Genomic DNA, 10,698 nt, shown 5'->3' with positions numbered 1-10,698 from the left:
AGCAAAGCGAACATGTTATTTAATTGAGTTAAGATCATGAAGATACTCGTAATCGAAGATTCTGAACCGCTTAGACGCAGCCTAGATGTAGGCCTTAATAATCTCGGTTTTACCGTGGACGGTACCGGTGATGGTTCACACGGTTTAAGCATGGCACTGTGTGGCGACTATGATTTAATCATTCTCGACTTAATGCTACCAAGTGTTGATGGCATGAGTATTCTCAAGGCACTGCGTAGCAGCTCGAGTCAAACTCGGGTATTAATTTTATCTGCTCGCTCTGAAGCACAAGACAAAATAAACGGCTTAATGAAAGGTGCTGATGATTATCTAACGAAACCGTTTTCGTTTGAAGAACTACATGCCAGAGTACTGGCGCTGTCTCGGCGAGGCCAATTACAAAACCAGCAAAACACACTCTGTGTAGGAGAATGCGTGTTAGATTTGAGCTTAAAAACACTGCATTATCAGCAGCAGCCTATAAACCTTACTCGCAACGAATATAAAATCATTGAGTGCTTATTTAGTGCCAAAGAACGGGTATTAGGCCTTGAGATGATCAGCGAAGCCGTGGTCGGCCAATTTGATATGCTGTCAAAAAATGCGCTAGAAGCGCATATTTCAGCGATCCGCAAAAAAGTACGGCTGCTCGGCGGCGAACTACCAATTAAAAATAAACGTGGATTTGGTTATGTCGCCTCTCAAAACTGAGCTGCCAAAAACTAAACGTCACTCTATCAAGCGTAAACTAGTCAATAATATTAGTGCCGTACTATCGATTATTCTGGTTACTATTTTTTTAACCGTCGATTTGAGTGTTGATTCTTGGGTTGAAAATCAATTTAATCAATCTTTAACTAATAAATCTAATTATTTAAAAACCTTAGTAAAAGATCATAATGGCAAACTAGAATTTGATTTTGCTGGCGAGTTTATGTCTGAATATGAGCAGGCCAATGCCAGCGAATTTTATCAGCTATGGCACGAACAACTGACGTTTGAAAAATCAGATTCATTGCAACTATATCAAAATATTGATTTACCCAATTTAGCTATCCCCATTAACGAATTTAAAATTATTGATTACACTCTGCCTAACGGTGAAGAGGGTCGCGCTATGATCAGCCACTTCATTGCCCAGCAAGAAAATGAAGCAGCGCGCGGCAGCGGTCATTTTAAGACCATGGTTTTAACTATCGCCGCTCCTATTTCATCATTAAATAAAGTATTACTGATCATTGATGTGGTTTTTATTCTGACCTGCATTATCGCAGTTTTTGGAGTACGTTATTTAGTCACTCGAATCGTTAACCGTGGCCTCTTTCCACTGAACAACTTAAATGAACAAATAAAATTACTCGATATCACTGGCGCCTCACAAACTATCAAAAGCGACTTTCAAGTAGAGGAAATTGAACCTATTCGTAATGAGCTGAATAAATTTATTACCACCAATCAACAGCTCTATCAAAATGAAAAACGCCTAACCAGCGACATCGCACATGAATTAAAAACACCAATTTCTGAGCTGATCAGCTTGTCGGAAGTGGCACTGCGTTACCCTGATGATGAGCGTATTAGCGCCACATATACCAGCGACATTTTGGCTATATCACAGCGTATGAAAACCATCGTCAATAACTTACTGCTATTACAACGCGCTGGTAGTAGCGCTGTAGAGCTCAATTTAGAAAGCGTTAATTTAAGTGACTTTATTACGCAATTAAGCAATGAACTGCAGTTTAAACATGCCGATATTGAGCAGCGCTTACAGCTAGATGTTGCAACTGAGCTGATGATCACCGCTGACCGATTTTGCCTGCATACCATTTTATCTAACTTGCTCGATAACGCATTGTTTTATGGGCTTAGCACCCAACCTATCAACTTACAGGTCGAACAAACTAAATATCACACCACAATCACGCTATGCAACGCTTTAGCTAAGCCTTTAAGTGAACAACAACTTGAGGCTATTTTTGATCCCCTTTACCAGCTTGATAGCTCACGAACGAATAACCAACGCCACGGCTTGGGGCTAGCGATAGTTAACAGTTTATGTAATCTCAATAACTTTACCATCAGCGCAAAAAACAAGCCAAACTCTCGCTTAGCATTAATTTTAACGTTACCCAATTAAGCGTATTGGTTTAATATGGATATATACCCAACCAATAAGGACAATTATGAACCTCACTCAGCGTATTAGCAGTTACTTTATTTTATCCCTTTTACTGTGTATTAGTTTTGCTAGCCACAGTGAACCTGGGTTGTGGCAAATAGAAAAAAATGGCGTTAAATCATATTTGTTTGGCACTGTGCATGTCGGTGATGCCACTATGAAAGGGCTACCTAAAAAAGTAACCGACGCGCTTGATGCCAGCGATCAAGTAATTGTTGAAGTCGATGTTAGTGCAATCAGCCCGATGGAAATGCAGCGCCGCTCTATGCCATTTATGATGCTAAAAAACGGTAATACTCTACAAAGCGAATTATCTGAGCAAAACTATAAAAAGCTTCAGCAATACTTCAGCAACAAATCAATTGATATAGCGATGTTTAATAACCTAGCTCCATGGGCCGTAATGGTTACTATGCTGCAAATGGAATTTCAAAATATTGGTTTTTCTGATCAATATGGCATTGATAAACAAGTGCTTGCCTATACAAAAACTAACAATATACCGGTTGGCGAATTAGAAACGCTCGAATATCAAATGGAGATGTTTAATAATCTATCGTTGTTAAGTAACGAAATGATTGAAGAAACGTTTGAACAGCTTGCCGATGTTGAAACCTACTTTATAACCTTAGTTAATGCATGGAAAAATGGCGATATGGCCACCTTAACTAAGTACTACAATGAAAGCTTTGACGACAGCAACTACGGTGAGATCAGCGAACAAGTTATGCTGATTGAACGTAACAATAATTGGATAAAAGAGCTCACACCTCGCATTGGTAAAGAAAAACTATTTATCGCCGTAGGCGCCCTGCATTTGCCAGAACAACACGGTTTATTAAAGCAGTTTAAAAACCAAGGTTTTACAGTAACTCGCCTGTAATTACTCACGAAAAGACAACTCACCTGCTTGGCTAGTAATAGCCAAGCGGTTATAGGTATCAATGCAAAAGCGGCTATAATTTTTGACAAGCTTTTGCAAAAAACTCTTACTTAAAAAGCTGTTATGGCATTTATTTAGCAATAAACTCACCACTTTATGCAAGTATTTTTTCAAATAATTCTATTGCACTATGGCTCTCTTCATCCGATCCCCATTGAGATGCCTCACCCCAAATAACTCCCCACTCATCAGACTAAATACTTATATCTGACAACCGTGACGATTTATCTGAATGTGTTACACATAAATAATTTCCATCAAATTCGATAGTGAAGCTATGCTTAGAAAAAGCAGATTCACATGCAGCTCTAAAATCAGCAGACTCTGGCGGTGAAAAAAACTCGATATGCTTCTTTGAGCTTCCCTGTTTATGAGACACTTTATATTCTTGCATATTATTGATGCCTCAAGCAGCTATGGTACATATTTCTGCCATAGCTGCTCAAATTCTTGTTTTGAGATACTTATTCCCTGAAATTCAACATCAGAGTTTATCTCCTCTAGTTGCGGCACTTCAACAATACCGAGCATCGTATTTTCGGTGTGGGTTTCACCCGAAGCAAATCCAAGCTTTCCATTACGACAAAACTCAAGCTTGCGGAGTTCAAAATTATCATCACCAATTTCGGATACGAGACGAAACGGCTCATCTTCAAGGTCATGTATCCACTCGACATCAATGTATCTCATATTTATCTCCAATAGCGCCATCACCCGCCAATTAGCTGACCTCGGGTGATCACCCTGCTATATTTTTTATGTGTCTTGAGGGACATCATCCCAATCTAATTGTTTATCAAGACACCAGCTTAGCGCTCGACGGCGCTCCATGATTATGCTCATATTAAAATTATCATGGGGGTCATTATTAAGTTGGTAATGCCTACAACTCCACATAGCTCGATAATATACATCTCTCATTTTATATATTTCTTCAAACGAGCGGATTTTAATATCTTTCGTAAACTTTTCTGGGCCTTCTTCTTGCTGTAGATCCGGGCAGTAGTCGATCATATCGTCCGGTATTGGGTATGGAAAACTGAGGTCATCGAATTTATTCATAACCCAAATCAACGCCCAGAGTGACTCAAGATACCAATGTAAATTGATTTTATCTTGCTCACTTATGTTTTCTTGGGATTGTGTAAGAATAGTTTTCTCAACGTCTGACAAGTGTTCAGCTAGTTGGTTTTCATCGATATAGTTTTTTATGAAGTCAATTGGGGCGTTGAATGCAATATTGATCATTGCATTCATAATCAGTGCTCTATTTATGATCTCACTATCTGATCTCATCTGTGAGATATCATAGACAGGAAGCCAATCACAAATTTCCCCATCAAAACTTGAAACAATAGTTTCGCTTTCTTTTTTAATTGCTTGAGTATCCATAACCTCTCCCTAATTTTCCCTAAATATAACAAGCCTGTAAAATTGCTCGTTTTAAATTTATTGCCATTGATGTATCAACCATAGCTGAGCTCATATGTATTAGTGGCTAACTCAATATTCACCAGAAATAATTAATTCACTTTGCGATTTTACGACTATGAAAGCAACCGAGTTTTGCTTACTTGTGAAACCAACAGAACAAATAGCCATACTACCTAAGCCACATGTCACTTCAGGATATTGTTCGCTGATGGAAGTTTCACCTTCTTGGTTTGGCACTAGCTGCCAACCACTGTTTAAAAACTCACGTTTAACTACTTCATAGCTTTTTCCTTTATACTGAGAAAAATCTAATTCATCAGCATGCAAAACCGCATTACTGCTGAATATTAAAGCAAACAGGCATGCAAACTTAAATTTCAAATATACAGCCTAAACTTGTTAAGGGCTGACTTCGTAGCCATGTTCGGTTATCAGTAGTGATAGTAAGCCCTCTAATTGCACATCAGTTTTTGGGATAAACGTTACATCGCCTGCATCCGAATCGTGATCAAGCGTTAGTTCTTGGCCCAAAAAATTGTAAACTCGACTAAATACCCCAAAAGGTAGAAATACAGATTCATCTTTTAACTCACAGAATGAGTCTAATATGAGTTGTGCATTTTTATATGCAGCATACCCATTAGGATCGATGTCGTAGTCTGGTAATACCGATGCCCGCAAAAATCCTGACATTTTATATTTTCGTAATTTATTGCTCATAGGCTCTTAACGCGAAGCTTTTAATAAACAGTTCGAAATTTTTCATTGTAATTATCTTCATGCCCACGTCACGCAGTCAGTGTCAAATAATCACTTATTAGCTACCTAATCGAGATAAATAGTTTCTTGCACATTCACCGACGAAACGCCGGCCAGGATTAGTGCCAGCAATCCAGTCCTCAATGGGAAAAAGATCAAATAGGCCGACTTTCACAAGCGTTGGCACAGCAAGTTCTAGCTCTTTCTCTACTAGCTCTCGCTCGCCAGCATTATAAAGATTAATGTTATATAACATTGTTGCCACGGTTCCTGTCTGAACCCGACTCCCATCTTTTAAATGAACTGAAGGTAAAACCTCCCCGTCCTTAACTACTTTCTGATTTACAGTAGCCAGCTGTTCTGTATTTTCGACATTAGTTTTCATTCAGGATAACCCTATTTCAAGTAGTTAACGAACTTGTAGAATAACGCAATTTTATTTTTATTTATTTCTCAACCATAGCCGAGTTGCTATTTTGATTCAATCGTTTGCTGATTTTCTACTTTGATCGCTATTACCATAATTGATTTCAAAATGTGAATGACCGAAAATTCGTATTTTTCGAATTACTGACATTTACCTGTCGTTTGCCATTTAAATGTTCACAATCCCCTCATGTGATACTGGCTATGCTACAGCACCATGCCCCTGTGTAGATTATCAGTTGCAACTAAACTCTTTGCTAACAAGCCTATGCGATACTCAAGTGATTGACTTTACTCATTAAATAAAAAACATTCTGATATTAAAATGGGGTCTTAATCTCTTCTCATATACCGCTTTTAAATAACTGCCATTTGGACATTAACTTACTCTTTTTTGAGTTTATTTGCCTAACGTACTGGCTACTGCTGTACATAAGAATAGTTAAAAACCATAACGTTAAAGATGTATGGGGTAACGTCAGAATAAAGCGTTTCCCCCATATTCAACCGACGACATGTTCGGTTTAGTTAAGATCCGATATGATCCGCTTGAGAGCATCGAGTTCAACTTTATCATTTCGTTGTTCCCAAGCATTCATAATATCTGCAACAGCCAACCCATGTTCATCAGCCAATGCAGAGCGTAACGCCCAAGCCACTAGATGATTGGGGTTTTTCCAACCGTCATATAAATCATAAATATGATGATCTGATAAAAACACTTGTGATCCGCTACTGTTGGTCATCACAAACCAATCACCAACTGGGTCAGAGCCTAATGAAAATAACTCATCGTCACGTTCAAAGTCATCCAACTCTTCTCTGAAGTTAAAACCAATCATATCCTGTCTAAAAGGCCATAAAAACGGAAACTTGCCGCTCGAAACAAGCTGGAAATAGGCTTCAATCCAAGAATGCCATTGCGGTGAAATAATCGTTTTACATCGAGATACTACTTCCTCTTTTAATACAACCGGTGAAATATAGTCTAACTCTTTCAACGCTTTGCATTCTTCAAGAAACTGGACTGGAAAATAGTTATCGGGGATCGGATTAGTAATAATTTCGAGTAATTGTTCTTCGTTCACTTAATTTTCCTATTTAAATAATACAGATGGAGTCTCATCAATAACTGATGACACTAGTAATTAAAATACCTTGCATAGAGCACATAAAAAGCACATAGCAGATGGCCTCAGTAATAAATACTTTAACGTTTATAGCTGGGGGTTTCTAATTTAATTGGATGAGTGTTTTTTGAAATCCACTTAACAGCATATTGTTGCAGCTGAGTGGTCTCATCCATTAACAGCTCCATATCGGAAACTAGATTACTTAATGCAGCAATTTCTTTTTCTTCCAATGAATTGTGTGAAGCAATATGCTTAAGATAAGCATTGCACATTTGCCGGTATGCGCGATCCCAATTAACACCACCATTACCATACAGCTCATCAGTCACTCGCCCTGCGATACGAATAACTTCACCTTGTACGGTTAATGCTGCGCCTTTAGGCGGGACTAAATAATCCCAAAGGTTATCGTATGTTTGCTCCCAAGTATCACCAACTAACTCAATAGCTGACTGTCCGTCGTGAAGCAAACGCGTTGCCACAGGCGTTACACCATATAAGCGATACAAGTTATTTAAGGCGTGACTGTACTCATCTACACTATCTTTATTAAAGTCTTCTCGCATAAACTCGAACTTATCGCCAATAGCGGTCACCAATTCTTGCATTTTAGGCGTAATTTCTACGCCATAACGAACGAATAGCTCTGTCATATCAACCATACTGGGAATATCCAAATTGCCGCAGCGCTGCAAGCTGTATTCTAATGGTGTTAAGTCATATTCATTTTTAACGTTAATATCCGCACCGGCCGCAAGCAATACTGCCGCATTGTGGACGTTATGAAAGGTTACTGCGCTATGCAGTGGCGTATTGCCCGCTTTACTTTGAAAGTTTACGTCCGCTCCCATTTGAATAAGAACGCCCAAGTTCGAGTGTATAGCGCCTGCTCTAAGGTGTAGCGGCGTATTGCCATAAGTATTTAAATAATGCAAATCCGCGCCATTATCAACAAGCCACTTTGACAACTCATCGGGACAATGACTAAACCCTAGTGCCGATACCTTACCGTAGCCGCTGTAAGCATCCAGCTCGCATTTGTCAAAAATAGTGATAAGGGTCGAGAGATTTTCTTTTTTGATCAGCTCATCAAAATTCTTGGGAAGTGTTTTTCTTTTTCGTGCCATGGTTACGTACTCTATCCTTTGTATATAACATATTCACTGTGCGCTAAGTGAACTGGGGGGCTATATTTTATATAATATCCCGAAGACTGATATGGCTTATTTTAGAGGCGCTATTATACAAAATAATTTCCCTATAGATCGGTGTTTTTAACAGACAAACTAGACAGCCACTATAATTTTTAGAGGAATATATAGGTAACTACTGCGCTAATAATGTAAGGACACTCAAATTATATGATGGTTGCAAATTTTTCTGTTTTCCTTCTATAACTGACGTTTTACCTGCTCCTTGGCCTCCAGTAAAAAACTCGATTATTCACACGCCCCCCAAAACCAGCGCTTTGCTAAGCGGCAAGATAATAGCGGCCTAAAACTGGCGAGGTCCAAGAAAAAGCCAACTGTTTTTTGCCCGTTTAATTGCCTTGATATATTTTTTATACCATAATCCAATATATATTGGTATTTGAAAGGTTTTACATTATGGCTAAGAATACAAGCGTAACATTAGGCGATCATTTCGATAAGTTTATAAATCAGCAACTTAACTCAGGTCGTTATGGCTCAGCAAGTGAAGTAGTACGTGCTGGTTTAAGAGCCCTAGAAGATCAGGAAATAAAGACAATGAATTTACGCAATATGCTAATTGACGGTGAAAACAGTGGAGTTGCAGATTACTCGTATGATTCTTTGATTTTAGAGCTGGACAAAGATAACCACTAATGTCGAAATTCGAATTATCAGGAAAAGCCAAAAGCGATTTAATAAAAATAGCCAAATATACTCAGTTAACTTGGGGAACAGCGCAAAGAAATGATTATTTAAAACTGTTAGATAGTACTTTCCAGCAATTAGCCAACGAACCTATGCTGGGAATTCATTGCGATTACATAAGGGAAGGTTATCGAAAACGGCCTCAAGGTAGTCACGTAATTTATTATAAAGAACATAAAACAAAGCAAATTTTAATCGTGAGAATATTACACAAAAGTATGGATGTTAACCGCGCGCTCTGAAAAATATAACGAGCCTGTAGAATCACTCGTTTTTAATTTATTGTTATTGATGATTCAACCACAGCCGAGTTCCTATTTTGCTCCCCCTCATTTACTGCTCATTCATTACTCTTTGTGCAAAAAAAATTAGTGAATTATTCACAAAGAGGGTAAGAGACGCTGCGCTTTAGAGTAAGTAAACGAATTTTTTTATTGATTTAGAATTGACCATCACTATATAAAAACGGCCAAAAAGAACACTGGTGCCTATTGCCAGAGTTAAGGTTCGTATGTGTTATAGCGATTTTAACCGCAACACTTTTTAGCTTTTATGCCTGAACCGCAGAAACAATAGTCATTTCTAGCCGTGTACTTCTTAGCTAATGATAATATAGTAGGATACAGCTGTTGGCACGCAGCGTTAATATTTTGTATTTCACTAGATGAATTATCTGCACCAGATAACCTTAATTTATTATGCCTTGCTAAGTACCCTATATATTCATTTATTCTTTCATTATTTATTAGGGCAAAAAACTTCGCTGGTAAGTATTGCCCTACAGCTAATTTCTCAACAGTGTTGTCTAAAACAAACTTAACTGATTTTTGCCTATTTTCATTTAAAGTAACACAAAGTAACGTACCATCTTTTCTTTTTACTACTGTATGTCCCGTTAGTTGAAGAACAACATTCCCAATGATAGTTAGTAACCAACCAAACTGAACCTCACCTCCGTGAATTAACACATACTCATTTGCATTATTTAGGCAATTTAAATCTTTAGAGTAATCTTGTCGTTGAATTTCAATGACGGATAAGCTTTTTAAATTTACTCTATTTAAAAGTGTTTGGCTTACTTCTTTAGGATCAAATTTTTGCATCAAAATGTCAGACTCCACGAGCGCTATCACTCCTAAATCAGGTGCACAGTGGGCGACACCTGAATTTGCTTGTTATATTTCGGTTGCTAGCTCATCTCGTTAAGATATTGCTTAGTTAATAAATGGCTTGTAATCCAGTGCTCAACCAATGCAATTAATGCTTTGAGATCATGAATATCTTTATCTTCCCACTTCCTTACGTAGTGAGCTTCATCATTTCCTATCCATGCAGCTCGTTTTGCACACTCTTTAATATTTTCATCACTGATAAATTCATTTATGCATTGGCCTAACAGTTTTACTTTAATAGCCTCCTCTTTTGCTTCATTAGAAAAAATACAGAAGTCTTTAACTAGGTGCTCTAAGGCTTTTCTGTAGCCAACTCCACATATTTGATCTAGTCCTAACTTTTCAGCATGCTGAGCTTGGCTGTATATATCACAATAGCTTGGCGATAACTCTTTAATAGTCGTATTGAAATTGTTGATTACTCTTTCACATGGAAATGAACCTTGAAATGTGTAATCAGTACATTTAGAACCGGGTCCCTCTGAAGTTTGCTCAAATCTACTAATGAAAAGCCTACCACATTCGCTCGCAGGGCATTTGAACACTACTTCAAACTTCGCTAAATTCATACCTTTATCATCTTCAACCCAATTAGCAGTATCAACATTTATTGGCTCTATTCGTGTATTGCAAATAGGGCATGAATTAGGAGAGCCACTAACCCAAACAGGTCTATTAAGTATTGTTACTTCTTGATGCATATTGAACTCTCAATTTAAAAACATAACAGCTTATTCTCTTCCACTTTGGT

Annotated in this window: 14 protein-coding genes; 5 read left to right on the top strand and 9 right to left on the bottom strand. The window is 38.0% G+C overall.

The annotated features are described in order from the left end of the window. Positions 1-36: 36 nt before the first annotated feature. From H5200_RS00115 to H5200_RS00105, 3 genes are read left to right on the top strand one after another with little or no spacing between them, the layout of a single operon-like run. Positions 37-711: a response regulator transcription factor gene (locus tag H5200_RS00115; RefSeq protein WP_182717666.1), complete on the top strand. Its 675-nt coding sequence runs from the start codon at positions 37-39 to the stop codon at positions 709-711. Further along, complete coding sequence (locus H5200_RS00110) at positions 692-2,140, top strand: sensor histidine kinase KdpD (RefSeq protein WP_182717665.1); 1,449 nt, start codon at positions 692-694, stop codon at positions 2,138-2,140. Before H5200_RS00115 ends, H5200_RS00110 begins: the two co-directional genes overlap by 20 nt. Before the next feature lie 46 nt (positions 2,141-2,186). Further along, positions 2,187-3,065 (top strand): TraB/GumN family protein, encoded by an 879-nt coding sequence (locus H5200_RS00105; RefSeq protein ID WP_182760680.1) that lies wholly within the window; start codon positions 2,187-2,189, stop codon positions 3,063-3,065. Positions 3,066-3,539: 474 nt separating this feature from the next. On the opposite strand, the gene H5200_RS00100 is transcribed toward H5200_RS00105, so the two are convergent. The 7 genes from H5200_RS00100 to H5200_RS00070 form a co-directional block, all read right to left on the bottom strand. Further along, positions 3,540-3,815, bottom strand: coding sequence for a DUF6881 domain-containing protein (locus H5200_RS00100; RefSeq protein WP_182740399.1), 276 nt, complete (start codon positions 3,813-3,815; stop codon positions 3,540-3,542). Between the two features lie 66 nt (positions 3,816-3,881). Continuing rightward, on the bottom strand, positions 3,882-4,517 hold the full coding sequence (locus tag H5200_RS00095) for a DUF4272 domain-containing protein (RefSeq protein ID WP_182717662.1): 636 nt from the start codon (positions 4,515-4,517) through the stop codon (positions 3,882-3,884). Between the two features lie 111 nt (positions 4,518-4,628). Continuing rightward, on the bottom strand, positions 4,629-4,940 hold the full coding sequence (locus H5200_RS00090; RefSeq protein ID WP_182740400.1) for a hypothetical protein: 312 nt from the start codon (positions 4,938-4,940) through the stop codon (positions 4,629-4,631). 18 nt (positions 4,941-4,958) lie between these two features. Further along, positions 4,959-5,279, bottom strand: coding sequence for a hypothetical protein (locus H5200_RS00085; RefSeq protein ID WP_149982584.1), 321 nt, complete (start codon positions 5,277-5,279; stop codon positions 4,959-4,961). A 97-nt stretch (positions 5,280-5,376) separates the two neighbouring features. After that, positions 5,377-5,703 carry a hypothetical protein gene (locus tag H5200_RS00080; RefSeq protein ID WP_149982583.1) on the bottom strand — a complete coding sequence of 109 codons (327 nt, stop codon included), beginning with the start codon at positions 5,701-5,703 and terminating at the stop codon, positions 5,377-5,379. A 565-nt stretch (positions 5,704-6,268) separates the two neighbouring features. Next, positions 6,269-6,832, bottom strand: a complete 564-nt coding sequence (locus H5200_RS00075) for a hypothetical protein (RefSeq protein ID WP_182717660.1) — start codon at positions 6,830-6,832, stop codon at positions 6,269-6,271. Between the two features lie 122 nt (positions 6,833-6,954). Then, complete coding sequence (locus H5200_RS00070; RefSeq protein ID WP_182760679.1) at positions 6,955-8,004, bottom strand: ankyrin repeat domain-containing protein; 1,050 nt, start codon at positions 8,002-8,004, stop codon at positions 6,955-6,957. A gap of 480 nt (positions 8,005-8,484) precedes the next feature. Between H5200_RS00070 and H5200_RS00065 the strand changes: the two genes are divergently transcribed. After that, on the top strand, positions 8,485-8,724 hold the full coding sequence (locus H5200_RS00065) for a type II toxin-antitoxin system ParD family antitoxin (RefSeq protein WP_182760678.1): 240 nt from the start codon (positions 8,485-8,487) through the stop codon (positions 8,722-8,724). Next, positions 8,724-9,017 carry a type II toxin-antitoxin system RelE/ParE family toxin gene (locus H5200_RS00060; protein ID WP_182760677.1) on the top strand — a complete coding sequence of 98 codons (294 nt, stop codon included), beginning with the start codon at positions 8,724-8,726 and terminating at the stop codon, positions 9,015-9,017. The genes H5200_RS00065 and H5200_RS00060 overlap by 1 nt, the downstream gene beginning before the upstream one ends. Positions 9,018-9,302: 285 nt before the next feature. Here the strand turns inward: H5200_RS00060 and H5200_RS00055 are convergent, their stop codons facing one another. Both H5200_RS00055 and H5200_RS00050 read right to left on the bottom strand, forming a co-directional pair. Continuing rightward, entirely contained in the window at positions 9,303-9,878 is a 576-nt protein-coding gene (locus tag H5200_RS00055; protein WP_182758662.1) for an SEC-C metal-binding domain-containing protein, read from the bottom strand. Positions 9,879-9,964: 86 nt separating this feature from the next. Continuing rightward, positions 9,965-10,648, bottom strand: coding sequence for a DUF4145 domain-containing protein (locus H5200_RS00050; protein ID WP_182758663.1), 684 nt, complete (start codon positions 10,646-10,648; stop codon positions 9,965-9,967). Positions 10,649-10,698 lie beyond the last annotated feature (50 nt).

Origin of the sequence: Pseudoalteromonas sp. SG43-7, from assembly GCF_014164295.1 — a bacterium.
Classification (GTDB): domain Bacteria; phylum Pseudomonadota; class Gammaproteobacteria; order Enterobacterales; family Alteromonadaceae; genus Pseudoalteromonas; species Pseudoalteromonas rhizosphaerae.
The sequence above is the reverse complement of the archived record's forward strand: the minus strand, read 5'-3'. Positions and strand labels throughout refer to the sequence as shown.